Below are 23,181 nucleotides of genomic sequence, written 5' to 3' on the forward strand. Positions count from 1 at the left end.
CATGGTCGATACCCATCTGATTCGGGAGCACATGCCGGTCGTCGGCTCCGACGGCGGCCATGTCGGCACGGTCGATCACCTCGAGGGACAGCGCATCAAGCTGACGCGGACCGACCCGGCCGCCCACGGCGTCCACCACTTCATCCACGTCGATTCGATCGAATCGGTCGAGGGGGGCGAAGTCCGCCTGAACCGTACCACGGCCCAAGCTCAGGACGAGTGGGGCACCTCGGAATAGGTTTTCTGTTGTTGGGCGTACTGAGCAAGGGGCTGCCGAGAGGCGGCCCCTTTGCATGTGGTGAGTGCGAACATCTTTTGAGCGCTTCGACATGTGTTTGGAAGCTGTTAGAGAGTATCGAATCCCGAGGGGTCGCTCCTCATGCCAAGCGGTCTCCGGTCTCGGCTTACGGACCGTTCCTCGGCCTGGCGCTTGACATCGCTCGTCCCCCGGTCGCTTGAGGCGTCATGTCCGACAGCCTCGACGCCTTCGCCGCCGAAAAACTCGCCGGCCTCGACGCGGCGGCGCTCCGCCGCCGGCTCGTGCCGACATCGCGGGGGCCCGCGGCCTCCGCCGAGCGGGACGGGCGCTCGCTCGTGTCGTTCTCCTGCAACGACTATCTCGGCCTGTCCCACGATCCGCGCGTCATCGCCGCCGCCGCCGAGGCGCTCGCCCGCTACGGCGCCGGGGCCGGCGCGTCGCAACTCGTCACCGGCCACTCGCCGCCGCTCGCCGCGCTCGAAGCGCGGCTCGCCCGGCATAAGGGCAAGGATGCGGCGCTGGTGTTCGGCTCCGGCTATCTGGCCAATCTCGGAATCGCGCCGGCTTTGGTCGGGCCCGGCGACCTGATCCTGATCGACGAACTCGGCCATTCCTGCCTGTTTGCCGGGGCGCGGATGTCGGGGGCTCAGATTCGCATCTTTCCGCACAATCGAATCGAGCAGCTTCGGGCAGACTTGCGCGATTATCGCGGCGCGGCGCGGCGCGCCCTGATCCTCACCGAGCGCATCTTCAGCATGGACGGCGACCGGGCGCCGCTGCCCGAAATTTTGCGAATTGCCGAAGACTACGACGCCTGGACGCTCGTCGACGACGCCCACGGCCTCGGCGTGGTCGAGCCCGGTGCCCGGGCCCCGCTGGAGATGGGCACCCTGTCGAAGACGCTCGGCTCCTACGGCGGCTATCTCTGCGCCTCGCGCCCCGTCATCGACCTGCTGACGAGCCGGGCCCGCAGCCTCGTCTACACCACCGGCCTGCCCCCGGCCTCCGCCGCCGCCGCGCTGGCAGCCCTCGACATCGTCGAGACGGAGCCGGCGCTGGCCGCCCGGCCGCTCGCGCTCGCCCGCCGCTTCACCGCCCGGCTCGGCCTGCCGGAGGCGCAGAGCCCGGTGGTGCCGGTGCTGGTGGGCGAGGCCGAGGCCGCGCTCTCCTTATCCAAGGCTTTGGAGGAACGGGGCTTTCTCGTCGTGGCGATCCGCCCGCCGACGGTGGCGCCGGGCACCGCCCGCCTGCGGGTCGCCTTCTCGGCGGCCCACAGCGAGGCGCAGGTCGATGCCCTTGCCGACGCGCTGGCCGCGCTAAGGTGACGACCGCCCCGGCTCGTGAATCGGGCAGCCGTTGTGCTCGGCCCGGAACCCGGCGGAGGCCGGATAGGCGGCACGCCGCGCCCGCATGATCGCCCCGAGGGGGCGGTGGGCCTCGATCCCGTGCCAGGGGTTGAAGGCGAGGCCGTCGTCGATGCGGCGCTGCTTCTCCTCGCTCCAGGCGTCCTGCCGCGGCACGGTGAGGCGGGCCACCGCGACGTAGGGGCTCTCGCCCTCCGGCCACAGCACCGAGGCGTCCTCGACCGGCATGCTCGCGTCGCTCGTGCGCAACTGCGCCCGCAGCTCCCACACGCCCTCGTGCTCGGAAAAGAACGCGCTCACCGCTTCGCGCAGGCCGTTCGGCTTGCCGTTGACGTTGAGGGCGGCGCCCGTCAGCGCCGTCAGCTCGGGCGAGACCGGGGCCACCGCGACCTTGGCGACGTAGTCGCCCCAGCGCACCGGCACTTGGGTGAAGAAGGTCTCGCCGAGGATGTGCGTCTCGGGGTGGCCGCCCAGGGAGATCAGGGTCGGGCTCTTGGTGCCCACGCTTTCCAGCACGGTCTCGACGCCGCGCAGCACCGCGGAAAAGGCCTTCTTGAACACCTGCGGGGTGTCGGTGGTGGCGGCCAACAGCTTGAGGCTCTTGAGGAAAGCGGCGTCGTCCGGCGCCGTGAAGGCGGGCGCGTTGGCCATCACGAAATCCTGCGTGGCCCCGTCGGCGCCGGGCAGCCGCGCGCCCTCGACGCCGACGAGCTTCAGCGCGAGGCCCCGCGGGGTCGAGACGCTGTCGTCGAGGATGTCGCCCGGATTGGTCGAGAACCGCAGGATCGCGTCGTAGGTGCGACCTTGCACGAAGGCGCCCTGCGCCAGCTCGGGCGGCAAGTCGGAAAAGACCTCAAGCTTGCCTTCGAGCAGGCCGTGGCTCTTGGCGTGGACGCCGCGCACCGCCCGGCCGTAATCCTCGAAGGTCGTGGACTGGATCTTGGCGAAGGTCGCCAGCATCTGAGCGTGGACGTCGTCCTCGTCGGTGCGCGGCTGCTCGATGGAGGGGTGGTAGGGGATCGGCACGTTCACCTTCGTCTCCGTGGAACCGGCGGCTCCCGGACGGAAGGCGCATGCCGGACCCAACCGGGAGCGAAACGCGGCCGTTCCGGCGGCCCTCTCACGCCTTCGCGAGCGGACCGTCGAGGGGGGCGAGGCGGGGCTCGGAAGCGAGCGGGCCGCCGACCGGGCGCCGGGGCCGGGTGAGGGCCTTGGCCAGCGCCGCGAGGTCGGGCGCGGGCGCCGTCCCGTTGCCGAACAGGTGCGTGTCGAGGGCCTCGAGGCCGGGCGCGATCACGGGATCGTCCCGCCACAGGGCGGCGAGGTCGGGATGCGCCCGCATCGCTTCGCCGAGCGTCGCGCGGAAGGCGCGCGGGTCGTTTGCGGCCGCGGCGCGCTTGAGGGCGCGAGCCTGCTCCCGGTCGAGGCGTAGGCGCCCCTGGCCGGTGCCGTATCCGATCAGCGCGATGCCGAGACCGAAGGCGGCGAGTGCCGCTGCCGCCAGAACCGGCCAGCCCGCGGGGGCGGGGGGCTTCAGGTCCTCCTCGCGGTCGGCGAGGCCGCCGCCGATCTGGCGGGCGGGAATCTCGGCCTCGCGCATGGTGCGGGACACCGTGTCGAACCATGGAATCTTGATCGCGTCCAAGGGGATGACTTCCGGCACGCCGGGCTTCACGTCCCATTGGTAGGTCGCCCGCGCCACCGGGCCGGTGGGGGTGATGAGGGTCTCGCGTTTCACCGGCCCCGCGAAGGTGGCGATGCCGCGGGTGCGCATGACGGGGCGCGGCGGCAGGCCCTCGGCGAGCATGCCCTGGGCTTCCAGCACGACGATGCGCCGGGCGGTCTCGCCCATCTTGATCGTCTCGGGGTCGGGGTCCCAGTGGTCGGTGATCGCCACGTCGCGGGCGGGCAGCCACCACGGCTCGGCCACGTCGGGCCCGCCGCCCTGGCCGGTCCAGGTCGCGACCGGGAACGGCACGGCTTCCGAGCGCACGTCGATCTGCTTGCGCTCGCCGTTGTCGTTGATGGTGAGGCGGTGGATGAATGGGTCGATGGTGAAGGTGCCGGTGTGCTGCGGAAACACCGCGATGGTGCGCTCGAACTCCAGCGCCATCTGCCCGTCGGGCATCCGGGTGCGGCCCCAATGGTCGCGGCCGAGTTGGGTCCAGGAAAAATTCACGAGCGCGGGCTGGCGCACCTCTTCGAGCAGGATTTGCGTGCGGTAGACCCCGCGCAGGCGCAGCAGCACCATCTCGCGGGCATAGGCCGCGCCGCCCGCGGGGAGTTCGGGGGTGACCGTGAAGGTGAGGTCGCCGGGGTCGATGGCGTGGGCGGGGGTGGCGAGGAGCAGGGCAAGGAGCGCGAGAACGACCCTCCCCCCTCCGCGGGGGAGGGTGGCCCGCGAAGCGGGTCGGGAGAGGGGAACCCGGTTTCCGGAGATTCCACAGACGACCGCGGCCAAGCGGAAGCGTCGCTCCCCTCTCCCGCCCTGCATCCGCAGGGCACCCTCCCCCGCGGAGGGGGGAGGGTTCTGGGCGGTGCGCCCAAAGAACCTCAAAAAAATCACCACGGGTTGCTGCCTCCCGGGATCGCGGTGCCGGCCTCGATGCGGCGGGCCTGCTCGGCCTTGAGGCGCAGCTTGAGGAAGCGGCCGGGCTCGTCCGGCAGGGTCTGGAGCCAGAGCCGGTCGGGGTGGATCTCGTGCGCCTCGAAGCTTTTCGTCACACGGCGCGCTTCCTTTTCCGGCGCGGCGGCGACCATGGCCGAGCCGGCGCCCTGGCGCCCGCGGCCCGCCGAGTCGCTGGCCGAGCCGCGGGCCTGGCCCTTGCCGGAATCCATCGCCTGCTGCTCGGACTTGCCGCGCCGCGCCACCGGGCTGGTGCCGGGCAGCGAGGCGGACGAACCCGCCTCCTTGTTGCCGGCCAGCCCCTCGCCGCTGGCGGTGGCCTTGATGTCGTCGTTCTGGTCCTGGTTGGCGGTGCTGCCGTAGCGGGCGCCGTACTGGGCCGAGGCGTTGGCGATGCCGCCGCCCTTGCCGCGGTCGATCTCCTCCTGCATCGCCTTGGCGACGAGCGAGCGGTTGGCCTGGGCGTCGGCGTCGCGCGGGTTGTAGGTCAGCGCCTCATCATAGGCGTCGAGAGCGCCCTTGAGGTCACTGGCTCGGGCCAGCGCGTTGCCGAGATTGTAGGCGCCGCGCTTGCCCTGCGTCCGGTAGAACGCGGCCGCCTCGTCGTAGCGCCCGGCCTCGTAGAGGGCGGCGGCGCGCCAGTTCGGCTGGTCGAAGACCGAGAGGGCGACCCCCGGCAAGCCCGCCGCCAGCAGCGCGCGGCCGAGCGTCGTGCGCGGCTCGGAGATCAGCAGCAGGCCGAGGATGCTTGAGACCGCCAAAGCCAGCCCACCGAGGCGGGCGGCCTTGCGCCAATGGCGCGGGAAGGCGCCGGGGGCGAGCCGGCCGAGGGGACGCGCGTTCAGCAGCGTGCGGGGATCGAGCGCCGCCGTCATCACGCGCTCCGGCGGAACAGGAGGAGGACCGGTACGAGCGCCAGCAGCAGCAGCCAGCGGCCGAGGTCGGCGAAGGCGAGCACGCCGTAGCCGCCTGCGGCGAGGTGCTGCGCCGTCGAGGCGCCGACCCGGTCGAGCACGGCCTGCGGCCCGTCGATGTCGGCGGCTCGGCCCCCGCCCGCGGCACTGAGCCGGTCGAGGGCAGCGCGGTCGGTCGCGGGGGCGCCGGGGGGCAGGGCCTTGGCGGCCGGCACGAACAGGCCGTGGAGCTGCCAGCCCTTGGCTCGGATCGCCGCCGCCTCGCGCTCGGCGGCCTGGCCGATGCCGTCGCCGTCGGTGATCAGCACCACGTCGGCGGCCACCACGTTGGCCTCGTCGAGCGTCCGGCGGGCCAGCGCGAGGCCGCGCTCGGGATGGGTGCCGCGGTCCGGCACGGTGTCGGCGTCGAGCGCGAACAGGGTGGTGCTGATCGCCTCGCGGTCGGTCGTCGGCGAGACGGCGGTGTAGGCATCGCCGCCGTAGATCAGAAGCGCGACCGAGCGGGTGCCGGCGGCCTCCGCCACGGCCTCGGCGGCTTGGCGCGCCTCCTTGAAGCGCCCGCCGTCGGTGACCGAGCGGGAAAGGTCGAGCACGATCACCGTGGCGTCGAGGTTGCGGAAGGTCGCGGCCTCGGGCCGCTCCATCGCCGGGCCGGTCAGCGCCAGCGCAAGGATGCCGGCCGCGAGCGCGGCGGCGAGGTTGGCCTGCCGCCGCCCGCCGAGCACCGCGCCGCGGCGGGCATGGAGCGCCATCAGGGCCGGATCGACCGCTTTGGCCCAGTCACCGAGCGGGGCCGAGCGCCAAGCCGCACGCAGGGCCAAGGCTGCGACGAGGGGCACCGCCAGGAACCAGAGCGGGCGGAGCAGGGTGAGGCTCTCGATCATAGGCGGCGCCTCGTCGCCAGCAGCGCGCAGGCGCAGAGGAAGGCCAGCGCGCCGGGCCAGGGCCAGAGGTCGCGCCGCAGCGGCAGGGGCGGGGCCTGGGCGCGCCCGCCTTCCAGTTCATCGATGGCGGCGGCGACGCTTTCCAGATCCTCGGTGGTCTTCACCCGGAAGGCGCGGCCGCCGCTCGCCTCGGCCATCGCCCGCAGGGTCTCGACATCGACCACGTCCTGCTCGTTGTTGGGGTTGTCGGCCATGTCGATCGGCCCGAGCGCGATGGTGTAGACCCGCACGCCGAGGTCTTTCGCCAGCGCCGCGACGTCCTTGGGCGCGGTCTGGCCGGCATTGTTGGCCCCGTCGGAGAGCAGCACCACGACCTTGTCGCGGGATGGCGGCGGGCCGCCGCCCTCCGCATTCGCGACCTGGGCCGGGGCGAGGCGCTTCAGCGCCAGCCCGAGCCCGTCGCCGATGCCGGTGGAGCGGCCGACGAGGCCGATGCTGGCCTCCTCCAGCGTGCGGGCGACGCTGGCGGTGTCGAAGGTGGGGGCGGCGGCAACGAACGCCTGATCGGCGAACTCGACGAGGCCGATCCGGTCGCCGGCGCGGCGGCGGATGAAGTCGGCGCCGACGCGTTTCACTGCGGCGAGCCGGTTCACGGTCTCGCCGTCCAGCGAGAAGTCGCGGCGCTCCATGCTGCCCGAGAGGTCGAGCGCCAGGATGATCTCGCGGCCGGACGCCGGCAGCGCGGTGGCCGGCAGGACGAGGCGGGGGCCAGCGAGCGCCACCACCAGCGCCACCCAGAGCGTGCCGGTGAGCCAGAGGCGACGTTTTCCGCGGGCGGCGATGGAACCGGCGCTCGCGGTGTCGCCGACGAGCGAGGGCGGCACCCGCAGCGCGCCGCTGGCGCCCTCGCGCTCCGGCGGGATCAGCCGGGCAGCGACGAGCGGCAGGGGCAGCAGCAGCAGCGCGAGGGGGGCGGCGAAGTCGAAGGCCGAGACGAGGGCGGTGAGCCAAGCGGGCATCGGGTCAGGCCCTGATCCGCGAGAGGAGACGGGTCAGGCCGTCATCGATTTGTTCCGAATCGGTCGAGCCGGGGCGCCGGTAGAGGCCGTCGGTGAGGGCCTGTCCGGGGCCGCTGCGAAAGAAATCGGTGGCGAAGGTGGTGTCGAGCGTCTCAGCCCAGGCGGGCCCGCGGGTGCGGGCGGCCTCCTCGCCCTTGAGGGTGCGGACCAGCCGCCGCAGCAGCCGCGCCTGCGCCACCCGCCGGGGCTCGGGCGGGAGGTTTTTGGCGAGCGCGAGTTCCCGCAGGGCCGCCCGCCGCACGGACGCGCCGAGCCGTGCCCGGACGATGCGGATGAGGCCGACCAGCAGCGCGAGGCCGAAGCCGAGCGCGATGACGGCCACGACCTCGGGCTGCACCGCCCCGCCGCCGCCGGTGGGGAGGTGGAGGGGGCGGAGGGCCGAGAGGTCGAGGGGAGGGGGGGCGGTCATGGTCGCGACGCCGCCGCTGCATCCCCTCGCCCCGCACGCGGGGAGAGGGCTTCGGCGACCCTGTCGTCGCCGGAGCGAGGCGGCAGCCGAAGGTGAGGGGGCGTCGACGAGTGTGACTCTTCCGGCCACGCCCCCTCACCCCCGCTACCGCTCGTCGCGACGACGACGAGGTCGCCGCGACCCTCTCCCCGCGTGCGGGGAGAGGGGGGTGCCTTGTTCTCACAGCACCGCATCGAGCCGCTCCATCAGGGGCGCGTAACTCTCCGGCCCGCCCTCCACGTCGATGCGCAGGCCCTCGACGCCGCAGGCGTGGAGGCGGGCCAGCCGCTCGTCGGCGTTCGCCACGGGGGCGCCCGAGCGCCCGGCCTCGACGGTGCCGCGGCGGCCGTCGGGCATGGCGTAGGGGTAGAAGCCCGGCGGGCGGGTGCGCTCGAAGGCGTCGCTGACGAGGAGCAGGCGGATCGAGAGGCGCTCGGCGAGCGCCGTGATCAGGCTCTCCATCTCCGGGCCCGGCGCGTCGAGGGCGGTGGCGATGACGAGGTGGCCGCCGGACGGCAGCAGCGAGCGGGCGAGCGCCAGCGTGTCGGTCAGCGGCGGGTCGTCCTTGGCATGGCTCGCCAGCGCCGCCGCGTGGGCGTGGGCGAGCGCGCCGGTCACCGCCGTCATCGCCCGCTCGCCGCCGGACGGGCGCACCACGGCGGGCTCGCCCGCCGACGCCACGATCAGGCCGATGCGCCCGCCGTCGCCGACGATGCGCCAGCCGAGCAGCGCCAGGGCCTCCGCGCCCGCGACCGAGCGCAAGGCGCGCCGCGTGCCGAACAGCATGGAGGGCCGGAAGTCGGCCAGCAGCACCACCGCGCGGTCGCGTTCGTCGTGGTGGGTGCGCACGTGCAGTTCGCCGGTGCGGGCGGTGGCGTTGCGGTCGATGAAGCGGCGGTCGTCGCCCTCCGACCACAGCCGCACGTCGTCGGGCTCGGAGCCGCGCCCGCGCTTGCGCGTGACGATCCCGCCGGGCAGCCCCGCGATGGTCTTGGTCGAGGGCGAGACGCCGCGCCGGGCGAGGTGGCGCAGGCTCATCAGCCCGGCCCCCGAGAGGTGGATGCCGGGCGTCTCCAGAGGGTCGGTCGCGGGCGTCGCGGAGCCCGCCATGTCAGAGCGCCCGCGTCCGCTCGACGAGCCCGGCGACGATGCCCCGCGTGGTGCGCCCCTCGGCGGCGGCGCGCCACGTCAGGCCGATGCGGTGGGCCAGCGCGTCGGCGGCCAGCTCCGCAATGTCCTCGGGGACGACGTGGTCGCGGCCGTGCAGGTAGGCGCGGGCCTTGCCGGCGACCATCAGGGCGAGCGTGCCGCGGGGCGAGGCTGGGTGCTCGATCGCCGCGCGCAGCTCCGGCGCCACCGCGTCGGTGCGGGTGCCGGAGACCAGCCGCACGAGATAATCCTTGAGCGCGGGCGAGACGTAGGTGGCGAGCGCAGCCTCACGCGCCGCGATCACCTCGGCCACCGACAGCTTCACCGGCATCGCCTCGGCATGGTGGTTCAGCTCGCCCTCGACGAGATCGAGGATGCGGCGCTCGGAGGCCTCGTCCGGCATTTCGACGACGACGTGGAGCAGGAAGCGGTCGAGCTGCGCCTCGGGCAGGGGGAAGGTGCCGGCATGCTCGATCGGGTTCTGGGTCGCCACCACCATGAACGGATCGGGCAGGCGGTGGGTGTGGCCCGACACCGTGATCTGACCCTCGGCCATGGATTCGAGGAGCGCCGACTGCACCTTGGGCGGCGCGCGGTTCACCTCGTCCACGAGGATCAGCGAGTGGAACAGTGGGCCGGGCAGGAACTCGAACTCGCCCTGGTCCTGGCGCCAGACGGTGGTGCCGGTGAGGTCCGCGGGCATCAGGTCCGGCGTGCACTGCACGCGGGCGAAGGAGCCGTCGAGCCCGTCCGACAGGCGCTTGACCGCGCGGGTCTTGGCCAGACCCGGCGCGCCCTCGATCAGCAGGTGGCCGCCGGTCAGCAGCCCGATCAGCAGGCGCTCGACCAGCTTGTCGGCGCCGATCAGCCCGTGGGCGAGGCCGTCGCGCAGTTGAAGGAGGCGGTCGCGGACGCCGTCCGCGGTCGGCGCCGCGGCGAGAGCCTGACCGCTCATGCGAAGGCGACCCCGCGGATCGACGACCGGGCGTTCGCAGGATGGGCGGCCTGCCTCATGCGCATCTCCTCAGGGTGATCTTATTCTTTGGGCTTATTCTTAAGGTGCCCAGGTTGGTTCCGGTGTGCCCGCTGCCGCCGCGCCCCGTCAATCCCGCGGCGCCGGCCACCGGCAAGGTAGGGCGATTTGCCCGTGGGGCGCGGGGTATGCGGCTTCAACAGCGCGCGATTCCTGCCAGAACGGCGTCATGCCAGCGTCACGCTCGTCCGTCAGCGGGGGCGGCGCACGAACACGGACGACGCATGCCCGGCCCCTTTCCCTTCCCGACGCCCGAAGCCCTCAACTCGGCGATCAGCCTCGCCACCGCCTTCGGGCTCGGCACCCTGATCGGGGTCGAGCGGCAGTACCGGCAGCGCACCGCGGGCCTGCGCACGGCGGTGCTGGTGGCGCTGGGCGCCGCCGCCTTCGTCGATCTCGGCATGCGGCTGACCGGCGGCGACGGCGCTACCCGCGTCGTCGCCTACGTGGTCTCCGGCATCGGCTTCCTGGGCGCGGGCGTCATCATGAAGGAAGGCATGAACGTGCGCGGCCTCAACACCGCCGCCACGCTCTGGTGCTCGGCTGCGGTCGGCGCCTTCGCCGGGGCCGACCTGCCGCTGGAGGCCTGCTTCGTCACGGTGGCGGTGCTGGCCGGCAACACGCTGCTGCGCCCGCTCGTCAACCTGATCGACCGCATCCCGATCGACGAGAGTGCGACCGAGGCGACCTACGAGGTGCAGGTGACGGTGGCCCCCGACCATTCCGGCCCGGCCCGCGATCTCCTGGTCGAGCGCCTGGAGGCGGCGGGCTATCCCATCGGCGCAATCGAGGTCGAGGAGCGCGGCGAGGAGGCGGTCGACGTCATCGCCACGCTGACCGCCACGACCGTGCAGGCGAAGGAACTCGACGCGGTGACGACCGCGCTGGAGGCGCGGCCGGAGGTGCGGCATGCCACGTGGTCGGCGCAGTCGGGCGACTGACGCCTCTACGACGCCGCCGCGATCTCCCGTTCCACTTCCGCCGGGTCGAGCACGTAGCGGCGCGAACAGAACTCGCAGGTGATCGCGATGCTGCCGTCGTCGGCGATCATCTCGTGCCGCTCCTGCGGGGAGAACGAGCGGATCATGCCCATCACCCGCTCCTGCGAGCAGCGGCATCGCTCGACCAGCCCCTGCGGCTCGAACACCCGCACGCCGCGCTCGTGGAACAGCCGGTAGAGCAGCCGCTCGCTCGATACGCCCGGGTCGATCAGCTCGTGGTCCTGGATCGTGCCGACGAGGCTGCGCGCCTCGGTCCAGGCGTCGTCCTCGGCGGGCTGGCCGGTGAGGATGTCGTGGCCCTCCGGGGCGTCGCCGGGGGGCAGATCGGCCTGGCGCAGGCGGTCGGGCGAGGTCGGCAGGAACTGCACCAGCAGGCCGCCCGCGCGCCAGCGGCTCTCGCCGGCCTCCATCTGCTCGGCCACTGCGAGGCGCACCAGCGTCGGGATCTGCTCCGACTGGCGGAAATACTGGTGCGCGGCCTCCTCCAGCCCCTGGCCATCGAGGGGCACGACGCCCTGGTAGCGGCTCTGGGCCGAGCCCTGGTCGATCGTCATGGCGAGATGCCCGCGGCCCATCAGCTCCGGCGCGCGCGCCTTGGCCCCCAGCGCCGCCACGGCGTCGGCCTCGAACCGGGCGGTGGCGCGCAGGCGGTCGGGCGCCTCGAAATCCACCACCAGCATCCCCACCGGCCCGTCGGTCTTGGTCTGGAGCTGGAACCGGCCCTCGAGCTTGAGCGAGGCGCCGAGCAGCGCCGTCAGCGCCGCCGCCTCGCCGATCAGCCGGGCGACGGCATCGGGGTAGCCGTGGCGGCGCAGGATCGTGTCGATCGACGGTCCGAGCCGCACCGCGCGCCCGCGCAGATCGAGCGCCTCGACGGCGAAGGGCAGCACGGCGTCGTCGCCGCCTTCGAGCGCGGCCGTGGGGGTGGGGGCGTGTCCGGCGCTCATGGGCTCGTGTTCCGTCTGAGGCATGGGTCCTGTGGGGCGGGGGCGCGGCGCCGAGGGGCGATGCCTGCCTCGGGAGCGAAAGGCCCATATGGGGCCTTCCTCGCCGCAACGCGAGCCCGAGGTCAGTGCCAAGGCGATGACCTCGGTTTTCCTGCTGGCCTCAAGCGCCGGCGCCCGCCTCTGCGGGCTTGGCTTCCGCGCCGCCGCCGCCCTCCCGCGAAAGGAATCTTAGGAACCTGCGTTTAGGGTGAGCCCCAGGGGACAGGCCGTCCCGACCCGACGGGGCCCATCCTTGAGCGCACCCACCATCCTGGTCGCCGACCCCGACGAGGAGACCCGGCTCACCCTGGTCGAGGCGGTGCAGCGCATCGCTCCGGACGCCGCCGTGATCGAGGCCGCCGACGGCGTGGCGCTGGACCGGCTGCTCGCGGAAAGCCGGGTGGACGTGCTGTTCATCGACGTCGCCCTGCCCCAGACCAACGGCGCCGACATCGCCCGCTGGCACCGCAGCGAGAACCCGCAGGGGCTCATCGTCCTCGTCACCGACATGCTGGCCCCGCGCTGGCCCTCGGTCGCCACCCGGCTCGGCGCCTACGACGTCATCCTGAAGCCGCTGGGCGACACCCACATCGAACGCGTGCTCGACGCGGCCCGCGTCATCGCCCGGCGGCTCGACCTGCTCGTGGTCGATCCCGGCCGGGCGACCCGCGCGCTGATGCGCAAGCTGCTGGGCCAGAGCCACTTCACCTTCAACATCATCGAGGCTTCGGGCGGCCACGAGGCGATGCGGGTGAGCGAGCGGCGCAGCATCGATCTCGCCATCATCGAGATGAACCTGCCCGACTATCCCGCCCTCGAGGTCGCCTGCCGCATCAACGACCGGCATCCCGATGCGCGGCTGCTGATGACCGGCGCGGCGATGGAGGAAGGCATGCGCCGCCAGCTCGCCACCTTCGGCGCGTCGGGCTTCCTGAAGAAGCCGTTCCGCTTCTTCGACGTGGACAAGGGCGTGCACGAGAGCTTCGGGCTCTGGCACCCCTACCTCATCAACGCCCTGCGGCGCGAAGAGGGTCTGGCCGAGGCGTCCGCCGTGCGGCAGGCGTCCTGACGCGTGCCGGCGCGGCCCCATTCCCGGGCGCAGCTCGACGCCCTCGTCGCCGGGATCGAGCAGGCCCTGCGCGACGGCGAGCGAATACGGCAATCGCAGCTCGTGCTGGACTCCGCCGACCTGCTGACGCGGCGCTGGTCGCGCCTGCCGGTGGCGGACAAACCCGCCTTCGACGCCCTGCTCCACGGCCTGTGCGCCCAGATCGACACCGCCGCGCGAAAAACCTTCGCCGAGGGGCTGGCCGATCTCCGGCTCGGGCCGCCCCGCACCACGCGGGCGCTGGCCAGCGATGCCGCCGCCGCGGTCGCCGCGCCGTTGCTCGCCCGCTGCACCAGCCTGCCGCCGGAGTTTTTGGCCGACGTCGCGGAGCGAGGCAGCGAGGCCCATCGCCTCGCGCTGGCCACGCGCTCGGAACTCGCCCCCGCCGTCACCGACGCGCTGGTGCGCCGCGGCGGCGCCCGCGTCGCCGTCCGGCTCCTCGACAATCCCGGCGCCCGTTTCTCGCCCGAGGGGCTCGGCCGACTGCTGGCCTGCGCTCGCGAGAGCGAAGCCGTGACGCTGCGCCTCGCGCTCCGGCCCGATCTGTCGCCTGAGCACCGCCCGGTGCTCCTCGACCTGACCCGCGCGCGGGCGCTCGGCGAACTGCGGTTCGATCTTCACCGCGACGACGACCCGGACCCCGAGCGCCTGATCGAGACTGTGGCCGAGACCCTGACCGCTCCGGTTCCCGAGCCGCGGCTCGCGCGCTTCGCCTCCTCCGACGCCTTCGTGCGCCAACGCTTCACCGCCATCCCGCCCGGCCCCGTCCAGCTCGAACGCTGGGCGGGCCTGCGCCGCACCGAGGACGTCCTGGCCGGCCTCGCCCGCGCCGCCGGCCTGCCGCTGTCCCCGACGGTCGCGGCCTTCGATGCCGCCGACCCCTCGGCGCTCGCCGCGATCCTGGGCGGGCTGGAACACCCGTGGACCCTGCTCAAGGCCCTGCTGATCCTGCGCCACGGCGAGGACGTCGCCGCCGCGACCACCGGGTTGGCATACGAGCGCCACCGCCGCCTGGGGCCACTCTGCGCCCGCCGGCTGGTTCGGTTCGGGGCGCTGCGGGGTGGGTATCTGGCGTTTCCCGCCGCCGACGTGGCGTAGGCCGAATGGTCGGGTCCGACAGTCATTGGTGTCACCTCCCAATCCGAGAAACCCCACCGCCGTCATTCCGGGGCGCCGGAGGCGAACCCGGAATCCACGACTGGCCTCGACGGTTCGAGTGCGACTGGGCACCGCGCATCACGGGTGGATTCCGGGTTCCGCTGCGCGGCCCCGGAATGACGGGGGGAGGGGAAGCCACGCGCTACGCTGTCACTCGGCGATTGACAAAGATATATCTTAGACGCATCGCTTGACTGAACGTAACAACGTCAGCCGAGATCGTCATGCGACACGCCATCGACCACGGCCCGCATCGCGGGCGCCGCCACGGGCCTCCCGGGTGGGACGACGAAGGGCAGGGCGGCTTTAAGCGGGGGCGGCGGCGGATGTTCGATGCCGGCGAGCTGCGCCACACCCTGCTCCTGCTGATGGAGGCGGGCGAGCGGCACGGCTACGACCTGATCCGCGAGATCGAGGGGCTGACCGGCGGCGCCTACGCGCCGAGCCCCGGCACGATCTACCCGACCCTGACGCTGCTGGAGGAACTCGGCCATGTCGAGGCCAAGGCCTCGGAGGGCTCGCGCCGCCTGTTCGCGATCACCCCGGACGGTACGGCCCATCTGAGCGCCCACCGCGCCGAGGCCGAGGCCGCGCTGGAGCGGCTGCGGGCGCTCGCCGCGGGCGAGGCGCCGTCGCCCGCCGACCCGGTCTGGCGGGCGATGCAGAACCTCAAGACGGTTTTGGGCCAGCGGTTGTCGGGCCAATCCGACAAGGCGTTCGGGTTCGCGGTCGCCGACATCATCGACGAGGCGGCGCGCAAAATTGAGCGCCTCTGAATCGGTCGCGGGCTGGCCCGGATCGGCGCTCCTGCTCCGGCTCGCGCCGTTCTTCTGCCTCTCGGTCACCTTCGGGGCGACGCTCGGCTTCCTGGCGAGCGGGGCGCCGCTGATCCTGCGCGTGCGCGGGATCGATCTCGCCGAGGTCGGCCTGTTGCAGCTCATCAACCTGCCGGTCGGCCTCACGTTCCTGTGGGCGGGCGTGGTCGATCGGTTCCGCCTGCCGCTTCTGCCGCACCGGCTCGGCTGGATCGTCGGGATGCAGGCGTTCGGGATCGCGCTCCTGGCCGTGCTGAGTTTTGGCGAGGCGTGGCCGCTTCCCGCCCTGTTCGGGCTGGCGCTGGCCATCTTCTTTTGCCTCGCCACGATGGACGTCGCCCTCGAAGCCCTGGTGGTCGAGACGGTGGAGCCGGAGCGGCGCCCGTACGTCACCTCGGCCAAGCTCGGCGGGGCCTCGCTCGGCGGCATCGTCGGGACAGGCATGCTGATCGCGGCCTACGACCGGCTCGGCTGGCAGGCCGTGGTGCTGAGTGTGGCCGGGCTGAACGCGCTCTGCCTCCTGCCGATCCTTTTTTACCCCGAGCCCACTTTGCGCCGCCGTGCATCCACCGCTGTGCGAAAGAAACTCGACTTCGCGCGGCTGCGCAGGCTCGGCGGGCGCGTGGGGGTGCTGGGCCTCTACTTCGCCGCCCTGTTCGCGCTCACCAGCGTCAACAGCTTCGCGCTGGCCGATCTCGGCGTGCCGCTGGCGCAGGTCGGGCTCGTCACCGGAAGTCTCGCGGCCGGCATCAATCTCGCCATGGCGCTGGTCTCCGGCGCGCTGGTGCGTCGGTTCGGCCTCGTGCCCCTCGTCACGGTCTCGGCATTGGGTGTGGGCGCCTCCGGCCTCCTGATGCTGGGCGCGACGGCCACCGGCTCGGGCGGGCTCGGGCTCGCGGCGGCGGTCTTCGGGACGCTCGCGGCCGGCGGGCTCGGCGTGCCGGTCTTCACCATGATCTACCGCTGGGCCGAGGGACCGCAGCCCGCCACCGACTACGCGCTGCTGTTCGGCGCCGCCTTCTTCGCCGCGATGCCGCTGCGGGTCGCCGCCCCGGCGCTCGCGGGCGCGGTCGGCTGGCCCGCCTATTTCGCCCTGTGCCTGCCGTTCTACGGGGTCGCCGTCGCGCTCCTGCGCGGGGCCATCACGCGCACGCTCGACGCCGACCGGGCGGCGGCATGAGGGCGCCCCTGCATCACTGGGGCTGGCCCGCGGCCCGGCCCTCCGTTATCCGCCATTCCGCGGCCTCCTCGTTCGACCCCGAAAAGACCAGGCGACACCCCCTCCCATGCTGAAGGACTTCTTCGCCTATTACCGGCCCTACCGGACCCTGTTCCTGGTCGATTTCGGCTGTGCCGTGCTGTCGGGCCTGCTCGAACTAGGCTTCCCGATGGCGGTGAAGGCCTTCGTCGACGTGCTGCTGCCGCGCCAGGATTTCGGGCTGATTATTTTGGCGGCCGCCGGCCTCGCGCTCCTCTACGTCGCCAATGCCGGCCTCATGGTGGTGGTGACCTATTGGGGCCACGTGCTCGGCATCAACATCGAGACGACGATGCGCGAGCGCGCCTTCGCGCACCTGCAAAAACTCTCGTTCCGCTTCTTCGACGGGCAGAAGACCGGCCACCTCGTCGCCCGCGTCACGAAGGATCTGGAGGAAATCGGCGAGGTCGCCCATCACGGGCCCGAGGACGTGTTCATCGCCGTGATGACGCTTCTCGGCGCCTTTGCCCTGATGACGTGGGTGCATCCGCAACTCGCGCTCGCCACCGCCGCGATCCTGCCCCTCATCGCCTTCGTGACGATCCGCTACGGCGGGCGCATGACCCGCAACTGGCAGGCGCAGTACGGCCGCGTCGGCGCCTTCAACGCCCGCATCGAGGAGAATGTCGGCGGCATCCGCGTGGTGAAGGCCTTCGCCAACGAGCCGCACGAGCGCGCCCTGTTCGCCACCGACAACGCCCGCTACCGCGCGGCCAAGTTGGAGGCGTACCGGCTGATGGCCGCGGCTTTGTCGATCAACTACCTGGGCTTACGCCTTGTCCAGATCGTCGTGCTGCTGGGCGGTGCCTACTTCGTCGTGCGCGGCGATCTGACGGCCGGCGGCTTCGTCGGCTTCCTCTTGCTGGTCGGCGTGTTCTACCGGCCGCTCGAAAAGATCGGCGCCGTGGTCGAGACCTACCCGAAGGGCATCGCGGGCTTCCGCCGCTATCGCGAGCTGCTCGCCACCGAGCCCGACATCGCCGACCGTCCGAACGCCATTCCGGCCCCGCCGCTCAAGGGCGACATCAGCCTCAAAGGCGTCAGCTTCGGCTACTCTTCCGACAGGCCGGTGCTCTGCAACGTCGATCTCGCCATCCGGGCGGGCGAGACGGTGGCCTTCGTCGGTCCCTCGGGGGCGGGCAAGACCACGTTGCTGTCGCTGATCCCCCGCTTCTACGAGGCGGAATCCGGCCGCATCACCATCGACGGCCACGACATCCGCGACCTGACGCAGGGCTCGCTGCGCGGCCGCATCGGCATCGTCCAGCAGGACGTCTTCCTGTTCGCCGGGACCATCCGCGAGAACATCGCCTATGGCCGCCTCGACGCGAGCGAGGCCGAGATCATGGCCGCCGCCGCCAGCGCCCGGCTCGACGGCCTCGTTAGCTCGCTGCCGGACGGGCTCGACACGGTGATCGGCGAGCGCGGGGTGAAGCTGTCGGGCGGGCAGAAGCAGCGGCTCGCCATCGCCCGCGCCTTCCTGAAGAACCCGCCGATCCTGATCCTCGACGAGGCGACCTCGGCCCTCGACACCCAGACCGAGCGCGAGATCCAGGCCTCCCTCGCCGAGTTGGCGCAAGGCCGCACCACGCTGGTCATCGCCCATCGCCTCGCCACGATCCGCCACGCCGACCGCATCGTCGTGGTGGCCGAGCACGGCATCGCCGAGCAGGGCCGGCACGAGGCCCTGCTCGGATTGGACGGCTATTACCGCCGCCTGCACGCCGCCCAGATCGGCGACGTGTGGGAGAACCCGCCGCGCAGTGCCGCGGAGTAGGGAGAGCCGCCGGAGCCGAAAAGCTCCGGCGACGCCCGATCAGGCGACAACGAAGTCGCCCGCGTTCAGCGCGGCCCGGTTGTCGAGGGTGGCGAACTGCACCGAGGCTCCGGCGCCCGAGCCGTCCGCGTCGTAGGACAGGGCGCCCGTGCGGCTGTCGTAGACGATGCGGTCGTTCGCATCGACGTTGTCGCCCGTGCCGACATCCTTGAACGCGTCGGCGCTCAGCGCGCCGGGGCTCAGCGCCGTGAAGATCTCGGCCGAGAGCCGGATCGTGTCGGCGCTGGAGAAGTCCTCGATCCGATCGACGTTGCCGGCGCCCAGCGCGGTCGAGAACACGAAGGTGTCCGCCCCGAAGCCGCTCGCCAGCACGTCGGCACCGCCGCCGCCGTCGAGGACGTTGTTGCCGGCATTGCCCGACAGCCTCTGGCCGAACTCGTTGCCGGTGATGTCGAGGTTGGCGCTGCCGGTGGAGCGAAGGAGATGGAGGAGCTCGATCTCCTGGCCTGCGGCGAGCGTGTAGGACGAGGTGAGGTAGGCTCGATCGTTGCCGCTGTTGGCCTGCTCGAACACCTGATCGTCGGCGCTGTCGATGCCGTAGATGTCGTCGCCGAGCCCGCCGATCATGATGTCGTCGCCGCCCCCGCCTTCGAGGAGGTTGTCGCCGGCATTGCCGAAGAGCGTCTGGTCGAACTCGTTGCCTTTCAGGTCGAGGTCGGCGTTGCCGGTCGAGGCGAGGAGGTGGAGAAGTTCGATCTCCTGCCCCGCAGCCAAACTGAAGGACGTGTTGGTGTAGACCCGGTCGTAGCCGCTGCCCGCCTGCTCGAACACCTGATCCCGGAGGTTGTCGACGCCGTAGATGTCGTCGCCGAGCCCGCCGATCAGGATGTCGGCACCGCCGCCGCCTTCGAGGAGGTTGTCGCCGGCATTGCCGAAGAGCGTCTGGTCGAACTCGTTGCCCTTCAGGTCGAGGTCGGCGTTGCCGGTCGAGGCGAGGAGGTGGAGAAGTTCGATCTCCTGCCCGGCCGCCAGGCTGTAGGACGAGGTGGTGTAGACCCGGTCGTAGCCCCCGCCTGCCGCTTCGATCACCCGGTCGCGGCCGCTGTCGACGCCGTAGATGTCGTTGCCCGCGCCGCCGAGCAGGCCGTCGGCTCCGGTGCCGCCCTCCAGCGTGTCGTTGCCGCCTCCGCCCACGAGGAAGTCGTTGCCCGCGAGGCCGCGCAGGACGTCGTTGCCCGCCCCGGCATTGATATAGTCGGCCTCCGCCGTGCCGTTGATCGTCTCGCCCGCGGCGGTGCCGAGCGTCGCGGTGCGGAACTGGTCGCCGCGCTGCACGCCGCTCACGAGGTCGCGCACGTCGAAGGTCACGCCGGTGCCCGCCACGAAGGTGATGCCCTCGTCGTCGGCCCGGCTGATCGGCCCGGTCAGCCCGTCGGAGCCGTCCTCGGCCTGGATTCGCACGGCAAGGCCGCCGTCCTGGTTTGTCAGCGTTCCACCGTCGTTGGCGCTGCCGTTGCCGACCTCCGCCGAGGTGAAGCTCAGGCGGACTTGGCCCGCCGTCGCGCGGTCCACCTCGATCCGGTCCGCCCCGTCGCCGAGGTCGATCGTGTCGGCTCCGTCGGTCGAGACGTTGAGCCGCGCGGTGTCGTTGCCGCCGCCGCCCAGGATGCCGTCGTCCCCGAGATTGCCGATGAGTAGGTCGCCGCCGCCGCCGCCCACGAGGAAGTCGTTGGCCGTGCCGCCCGAGATGCTGTCCGCACCCATGCCGCCGTTGATGTAGGTCGGACGCGCCTCCGCGGGGGAGCCCAGGACGTCGGCGTTCTGGGTGCCGAGCTGGACCGAGGCGAACTGGTTGCCGCGCGACACGCCACTGACGAGGTCGCGCACGTCGAACGTGCTGTCCTCGTCGTCGCCGGCGATGAAGACGATGTCCTCGTCGGTGTAGCGCGTGACCGGTCCTGTCAGCGTGCCGTCGCTCGCCTCCGCCTGGACGCGGACGGCGAGGCCGCCGTCCTGATTGGTCAGGGTGCCGGAATCGTTGGCGTTGCCGTTCCCGACTTCCGAAGAGGTGAAGGTGACGCGGGTCTGACCGGAAGCGGGGGAGGGGACGAGGACGAGTTGCGGCATGACGGCAAACTCCTGAGCGGGCGGTGGGCCCTTGAGAGAAATGTCATTTGCTGGCTTCTGCCAGCGTGGCACGGCTCTTGTATTGATAAATGCTAGTTCGGCTGCCGATGCACTGCTGTGCTGGCGACGGAGCGAGTATGGAAAGGCCGCGGTGGCGATCCATTCAATTGAATTTGATGGATGAAATGCGCTCGTCAGGCCGTGTCGATAATACCGATGATCAAAGGTTAAACTGCGCAGTCCGAGAAAGGACGCGCGCGAATGCACGAGCAGGCTGAACCGTTCCCTGGCGAGAACGGGGCTCAAAGCCGCAGGATTCGGGAGCGATCATCGGAAACGGAGTCGGCAATCGAGCGGCGCGGGTAGGGCGGCGTCGGGCTCGGCGGCCGGTCAGCGCCCGCCGCCGGCTTCCGTCAGCAAGCCCTCGACGAAGGCGGCGAGCCCGGTGCGGCGGCTGCGCTTGAGCCGCTCGGCGGCCAGGATCGCCTGGAGCGCGCGGAAGGACTCGTCGAGGTCGTCGTTGACGATGACGTAGTCGTACTCGCTCCAGCGCTGCATCTCGTTGCGGGCGTTGGCGAGCCGCCGCTCGATCGTGTCGGGCGAATCCTCCGCCCGCCGCTCCAGCCGCTGGCGCAGCTCGGAAAAACTCGGCGGCAGGATGAAGACGGTGACGACGTCGTCCTGCAGCCGCTGCCGCACTTGGCGCGTGCCCTGGTAGTCGATGTCGAAGATCATGTCGCGCCCTTGCGACAGCGTCTTCTCCACCGGGCGGCGCGGCGTGCCGTAGAAATTGCCGTGGACTTCCGCCCATTCGAGCAGGTCGTCGCGGGTGCGCAGGTCCTCGAACGCCTCGCGGTCGATGAAGCGGTAGTCGCGTCCGTCGATCTCCGAGGGGCGGCGCGCCCGCGTGGTGACCGAGATCGACAGGTCGAGGCCCCAGTCGCTCTTCTGGGCGATGGCCCGCGTCAGCGTCGTCTTGCCCGCCCCCGAAGGCGAGGACAGGATCAGGATCAGGCCACGCCGCTCGGCCTTGGCATCCCGTCCGCCCTCCGTCCGACCCTGGTTCATACCGGTTCTCACTCGACGTTCTGCACCTGCTCGCGGAATTGCTCCACCACGGCCTTCAAGTCGAGTCCGATCCGCGACAGCGCGATGTCGTTCGCCTTGGCGCACAGCGTGTTGGCCTCGCGGCCGAGTTCCTGCGCCAGGAAATCGAGCCGCCGCCCGATGGCGCCGCCCGCCGCCAGCAAGTCGTTCGCCGCCGCCCCATGGGCGCGCAGGCGGTCGAGTTCCTCGCGCACGTCGGCCTTGGCGGCCAGGAGCAGCGCCTCCTGATGCAGCCGGTCGGGATCGAGCCCGGTGCCGTCGGTCAGCGCGGCGATGCTCGCCTGGAGCCGCGCCCGCACCGCCTCGGGGCGTCGCGCCGGGCAGTCCTCCGCCGCCTGCGTCAGCCGGGCGATCTCGGCGAGCTGGCCCCCGACGATGGCGTGGAGCGAGGCGCCCTCCGTCCGCCGGGCGGCGACGAGGTCGGCCACCAGCGCCTGCGCGCCGTCCACGAGGTCGCGGTTCAGCGCATCCGGGTCGGCAGGGCCTTCCGCCTCGATCTCGACGACGCCGCGCACCGACAGGAGCCCGTCGAGCGTCGCAGGCGCAATGCCCGCGGGCCGCGGCACCCGCGCGACCGACGCCGCGAGGTCGGCCAGCAGCGCCTCGTCGATGCGCACCCGCGCCGCCGTATCGGGCCGGGTCAGGGTCAGGCCGAGCTGGCACTGGCCGCGCGCCAGCGCCTTGGAGAGCGCGGCGCGGGCCGCCTCGCCCGCCGCCTCGAAGCCGCCCGGCACCCGCACCCGGATGTCGAGCCCGCGTCCGTTGACCGTGCGGATCTCCCACAGCCACTGCACCGCGCCGGTGGTGCCGGCGGCGCGGGCGAAGCCCGTCATGCTCGCGATCGAACCGCCCAAGCCTGAAACCCCCTCGTGGAACCGGCCCTCTCGGACCCCGTTGCCCGAATACGCGGTTTGGCCCGATCTGCGCAACGCAGGGCGAACTCTGTCGCCGCGTGCACTGCACTCATCGCGCTGCGGTCGTGATCGCCTAAAAAACAGGCATGGCCAAAGCCCGCGCAATAGCCTGTTGTCGAGGCAGGCGCGAATACTGTGCATCATCTTGACGCTTATTGAGCGAATTTCTAGCTTCGGAATCGACAGCGAATTTCCGGACCTTCCCGGGAGGGACCGAATCCATGACGAACCCGTTCGACATCAAGAACCGCTTCCGCGCACGGCTCCGCGCCGCCGACGCGCAGAAGAACCGCCTGCGCGCCCGGCTGCTCGAAGAGGGCACGCGGGCGCTCGCCCCCGTCTCCGAGGCCCTGACCCTGATGGCCGAGGTGCTGGCGGAGGACGGCGTCGCCCACGGCCGGATCGATTGCCCGGCCCCGGAGGTGGATCGCGACGACTTCGTCGGCTTCACCGCCGTTCTGCGCAACGCCGCCGACAAGGAGCAGCGCGTCGGCGTGCGGTACGGGCCGGTCCTCGGCGGGCGCAACTACATCGCGGTCACGGGGCTGAGCGCCGGCTACGACGAGCGCCTCGCCGCGTTGGCCAGCAACGGGGCCCCGAGCCTCGGCCGCTCGGTCGGCACCGACGTGCATATCGAGGCCGACCGCGGCGGCGACCTCGCCGAAGTCCTGCGCGAGATGGTCGAAGATTTCTTCGCCGGCCACGTCGAACCGCCGATCCGCACCGGCTCGGGCGAGGCCCGCGGGCGGCTGGCGCTGGTACAGTAGATTATTCGCGAGACGGAAAACGCCGCCTGTCCCTCGCCGGACGGGCGGCATTTTTGTGCCGGCACCGATGGTGCGCATCTCCTCTCCCCACCGTGCGGGGAGAGGGGGAGTAGCGGCCTTCGGGCGGATCAACCGGCCGCCGAATCAGCCCCTTCCGCCTCCAAACTCCGCGCCCGCGCCGCGCGGGCCATGGCGATCAGCTCGTGCGCGGTGAGGCCGCGCAGGGGAAGGCTCTCGTCGGCGGGGGCCGCCGGGACCCGCACCGGCTCCGGCGGCGGGGGACGCAGGTCCCGGCTCGGCCACAGGGCGCGGATGCGGGATGCCTTCACGGGGGCCTTTCTGGGTGCTGCCTGCGCCATGCCGTCTCCGCTCCGGGGCGTTTCGCGTGGGGTGTGGCGAGGGCAAAT

General features: G+C 72.0%; 22 protein-coding genes. 9 read left to right on the top strand and 13 right to left on the bottom strand.

Annotated features, from left to right (window positions below):
* Position 1: 1 nt before the first annotated feature.
* Together ASG52_RS22290 and ASG52_RS22295 are read left to right on the top strand one after the other, a co-directional pair.
* Positions 2-238 carry a DUF2171 domain-containing protein gene (locus ASG52_RS22290; protein ID WP_056247999.1) on the top strand — a complete coding sequence of 79 codons (237 nt, stop codon included), beginning with the start codon at positions 2-4 and terminating at the stop codon, positions 236-238.
* A gap of 227 nt (positions 239-465) precedes the next feature.
* Complete coding sequence (locus ASG52_RS22295) at positions 466-1,584, top strand: aminotransferase class I/II-fold pyridoxal phosphate-dependent enzyme (protein ID WP_056248001.1); 1,119 nt, start codon at positions 466-468, stop codon at positions 1,582-1,584.
* On the opposite strand, the gene ASG52_RS22300 is transcribed toward ASG52_RS22295, so the two are convergent.
* The 8 genes from ASG52_RS22300 to ASG52_RS22335 all read right to left on the bottom strand — a co-directional run bounded on the left by ASG52_RS22300 (position 1,576) and on the right by ASG52_RS22335 (position 9,678).
* Complete coding sequence (locus tag ASG52_RS22300; protein ID WP_056248004.1) at positions 1,576-2,655, bottom strand: catalase family protein; 1,080 nt, start codon at positions 2,653-2,655, stop codon at positions 1,576-1,578. The two genes, ASG52_RS22295 and ASG52_RS22300, sit on opposite strands and share 9 nt — an antisense overlap.
* A gap of 88 nt (positions 2,656-2,743) precedes the next feature.
* Positions 2,744-3,973: a hypothetical protein gene (locus ASG52_RS22305; protein ID WP_286159159.1), complete on the bottom strand. Its 1,230-nt coding sequence runs from the start codon at positions 3,971-3,973 to the stop codon at positions 2,744-2,746.
* A gap of 212 nt (positions 3,974-4,185) precedes the next feature.
* Positions 4,186-5,124: a tetratricopeptide repeat protein gene (locus ASG52_RS22310; protein WP_056248007.1), complete on the bottom strand. Its 939-nt coding sequence runs from the start codon at positions 5,122-5,124 to the stop codon at positions 4,186-4,188.
* Positions 5,124-6,047 carry a VWA domain-containing protein gene (locus tag ASG52_RS22315; RefSeq protein WP_056248010.1) on the bottom strand — a complete coding sequence of 308 codons (924 nt, stop codon included), beginning with the start codon at positions 6,045-6,047 and terminating at the stop codon, positions 5,124-5,126. Before ASG52_RS22315 ends, ASG52_RS22310 begins: the two co-directional genes overlap by 1 nt.
* Entirely contained in the window at positions 6,044-7,066 is a 1,023-nt protein-coding gene (locus ASG52_RS22320) for a VWA domain-containing protein (protein ID WP_056248013.1), read from the bottom strand. The genes ASG52_RS22315 and ASG52_RS22320 overlap by 4 nt, the downstream gene beginning before the upstream one ends.
* A gap of 4 nt (positions 7,067-7,070) precedes the next feature.
* The gene (locus tag ASG52_RS22325) at positions 7,071-7,535 is read right to left on the bottom strand and encodes a DUF4381 family protein (protein WP_056248015.1); all 465 of its coding nucleotides are present in this window, start codon (positions 7,533-7,535) and stop codon (positions 7,071-7,073) included.
* 219 nt (positions 7,536-7,754) lie between these two features.
* Positions 7,755-8,684 (bottom strand): DUF58 domain-containing protein, encoded by a 930-nt coding sequence (locus tag ASG52_RS22330; protein WP_056248019.1) that lies wholly within the window; start codon positions 8,682-8,684, stop codon positions 7,755-7,757.
* A gap of 1 nt (position 8,685) precedes the next feature.
* A complete protein-coding gene (locus ASG52_RS22335) occupies positions 8,686-9,678 on the bottom strand; it encodes an AAA family ATPase (protein WP_056248022.1) in 993 nt (330 codons plus the stop codon).
* A 302-nt stretch (positions 9,679-9,980) separates the two neighbouring features.
* On the opposite strand from ASG52_RS22335, the gene ASG52_RS22340 reads away from it, so the two are divergent.
* Positions 9,981-10,697, top strand: a complete 717-nt coding sequence (locus ASG52_RS22340) for an MgtC/SapB family protein (protein ID WP_056248025.1) — start codon at positions 9,981-9,983, stop codon at positions 10,695-10,697.
* Between the two features lie 5 nt (positions 10,698-10,702).
* Here ASG52_RS22340 and ASG52_RS22345 read toward each other — a convergent pair whose 3' ends face one another.
* Positions 10,703-11,704: an Hsp33 family molecular chaperone gene (locus ASG52_RS22345; RefSeq protein ID WP_056248027.1), complete on the bottom strand. Its 1,002-nt coding sequence runs from the start codon at positions 11,702-11,704 to the stop codon at positions 10,703-10,705.
* 292 nt (positions 11,705-11,996) lie between these two features.
* On the opposite strand from ASG52_RS22345, the gene ASG52_RS22350 reads away from it, so the two are divergent.
* The 5 genes from ASG52_RS22350 (at position 11,997) to ASG52_RS22370 (ending at position 17,859) form a co-directional block, all read left to right on the top strand.
* Positions 11,997-12,812 (top strand): response regulator, encoded by an 816-nt coding sequence (locus tag ASG52_RS22350; RefSeq protein WP_056248030.1) that lies wholly within the window; start codon positions 11,997-11,999, stop codon positions 12,810-12,812.
* Between the two features lie 3 nt (positions 12,813-12,815).
* The gene (locus tag ASG52_RS22355) at positions 12,816-13,949 is read left to right on the top strand and encodes a DUF2336 domain-containing protein (protein WP_056248032.1); all 1,134 of its coding nucleotides are present in this window, start codon (positions 12,816-12,818) and stop codon (positions 13,947-13,949) included.
* A gap of 284 nt (positions 13,950-14,233) precedes the next feature.
* Entirely contained in the window at positions 14,234-14,785 is a 552-nt protein-coding gene (locus ASG52_RS22360) for a PadR family transcriptional regulator (RefSeq protein ID WP_056248036.1), read from the top strand.
* Positions 14,772-16,004 carry an MFS transporter gene (locus ASG52_RS22365; protein WP_056248041.1) on the top strand — a complete coding sequence of 411 codons (1,233 nt, stop codon included), beginning with the start codon at positions 14,772-14,774 and terminating at the stop codon, positions 16,002-16,004. The genes ASG52_RS22360 and ASG52_RS22365 overlap by 14 nt, the downstream gene beginning before the upstream one ends.
* A gap of 106 nt (positions 16,005-16,110) precedes the next feature.
* Positions 16,111-17,859, top strand: coding sequence for an ABC transporter ATP-binding protein (locus tag ASG52_RS22370; RefSeq protein ID WP_056248044.1), 1,749 nt, complete (start codon positions 16,111-16,113; stop codon positions 17,857-17,859).
* Positions 17,860-17,898: 39 nt separating this feature from the next.
* Here ASG52_RS22370 and ASG52_RS22375 read toward each other — a convergent pair whose 3' ends face one another.
* From ASG52_RS22375 to ASG52_RS22385, 3 genes are all read right to left on the bottom strand, one after another.
* The gene (locus tag ASG52_RS22375; RefSeq protein WP_056248045.1) at positions 17,899-19,986 is read right to left on the bottom strand and encodes a calcium-binding protein; all 2,088 of its coding nucleotides are present in this window, start codon (positions 19,984-19,986) and stop codon (positions 17,899-17,901) included.
* 390 nt (positions 19,987-20,376) lie between these two features.
* The gene (gene gmk / locus ASG52_RS22380; protein ID WP_056248049.1) at positions 20,377-21,054 is read right to left on the bottom strand and encodes a guanylate kinase; all 678 of its coding nucleotides are present in this window, start codon (positions 21,052-21,054) and stop codon (positions 20,377-20,379) included.
* Positions 21,055-21,062: 8 nt separating this feature from the next.
* Positions 21,063-21,926, bottom strand: a complete 864-nt coding sequence (locus tag ASG52_RS22385; RefSeq protein ID WP_056248824.1) for a YicC/YloC family endoribonuclease — start codon at positions 21,924-21,926, stop codon at positions 21,063-21,065.
* Between the two features lie 302 nt (positions 21,927-22,228).
* On the opposite strand from ASG52_RS22385, the gene ASG52_RS22390 reads away from it, so the two are divergent.
* Complete coding sequence (locus ASG52_RS22390; RefSeq protein ID WP_056248052.1) at positions 22,229-22,774, top strand: hypothetical protein; 546 nt, start codon at positions 22,229-22,231, stop codon at positions 22,772-22,774.
* Between the two features lie 128 nt (positions 22,775-22,902).
* Here the strand turns inward: ASG52_RS22390 and ASG52_RS22395 are convergent, their stop codons facing one another.
* Complete coding sequence (locus tag ASG52_RS22395) at positions 22,903-23,133, bottom strand: hypothetical protein (RefSeq protein ID WP_156384083.1); 231 nt, start codon at positions 23,131-23,133, stop codon at positions 22,903-22,905.
* Between the last annotated feature and the right edge of the window lie 48 nt (positions 23,134-23,181).

It is taken from the genome of Methylobacterium sp. Leaf456 (assembly GCF_001425465.1).
Taxonomy (GTDB): Bacteria; Pseudomonadota; Alphaproteobacteria; order Rhizobiales; family Beijerinckiaceae; genus Methylobacterium.

Excerpts from the sequence above, each read along its gene's own strand:
- ASG52_RS22290 (WP_056247999.1), top strand. The coding sequence starts at position 2 with ATGGTCGATACCCATCTGATTCGGGAGCACATGCCGGTCGTCGGCTCC.
- ASG52_RS22295 (WP_056248001.1), top strand. The coding sequence starts at position 466 with ATGTCCGACAGCCTCGACGCCTTCGCCGCCGAAAAACTCGCCGGCCTC.
- ASG52_RS22310 (WP_056248007.1), bottom strand. The coding sequence starts at position 5,124 with ATGACGGCGGCGCTCGATCCCCGCACGCTGCTGAACGCGCGTCCCCTC.
- ASG52_RS22315 (WP_056248010.1), bottom strand. The coding sequence starts at position 6,047 with ATGATCGAGAGCCTCACCCTGCTCCGCCCGCTCTGGTTCCTGGCGGTG.
- ASG52_RS22320 (WP_056248013.1), bottom strand. The coding sequence starts at position 7,066 with ATGCCCGCTTGGCTCACCGCCCTCGTCTCGGCCTTCGACTTCGCCGCC.
- ASG52_RS22325 (WP_056248015.1), bottom strand. The coding sequence starts at position 7,535 with ATGACCGCCCCCCCTCCCCTCGACCTCTCGGCCCTCCGCCCCCTCCAC.
- ASG52_RS22330 (WP_056248019.1), bottom strand. The coding sequence starts at position 8,684 with ATGGCGGGCTCCGCGACGCCCGCGACCGACCCTCTGGAGACGCCCGGC.
- ASG52_RS22335 (WP_056248022.1), bottom strand. The coding sequence starts at position 9,678 with ATGAGCGGTCAGGCTCTCGCCGCGGCGCCGACCGCGGACGGCGTCCGC.
- ASG52_RS22340 (WP_056248025.1), top strand. The coding sequence starts at position 9,981 with ATGCCCGGCCCCTTTCCCTTCCCGACGCCCGAAGCCCTCAACTCGGCG.
- ASG52_RS22345 (WP_056248027.1), bottom strand. The coding sequence starts at position 11,704 with ATGAGCGCCGGACACGCCCCCACCCCCACGGCCGCGCTCGAAGGCGGC.
- ASG52_RS22360 (WP_056248036.1), top strand. The coding sequence starts at position 14,234 with ATGCGACACGCCATCGACCACGGCCCGCATCGCGGGCGCCGCCACGGG.
- ASG52_RS22370 (WP_056248044.1), top strand. The coding sequence starts at position 16,111 with ATGCTGAAGGACTTCTTCGCCTATTACCGGCCCTACCGGACCCTGTTC.
- ASG52_RS22375 (WP_056248045.1), bottom strand. The coding sequence starts at position 19,986 with ATGCCGCAACTCGTCCTCGTCCCCTCCCCCGCTTCCGGTCAGACCCGC.
- gmk (WP_056248049.1), bottom strand. The coding sequence starts at position 21,054 with ATGAACCAGGGTCGGACGGAGGGCGGACGGGATGCCAAGGCCGAGCGG.
- ASG52_RS22385 (WP_056248824.1), bottom strand. The coding sequence starts at position 21,926 with ATGACGGGCTTCGCCCGCGCCGCCGGCACCACCGGCGCGGTGCAGTGG.
- ASG52_RS22390 (WP_056248052.1), top strand. The coding sequence starts at position 22,229 with ATGACGAACCCGTTCGACATCAAGAACCGCTTCCGCGCACGGCTCCGC.
- ASG52_RS22395 (WP_156384083.1), bottom strand. The coding sequence starts at position 23,133 with ATGGCGCAGGCAGCACCCAGAAAGGCCCCCGTGAAGGCATCCCGCATC.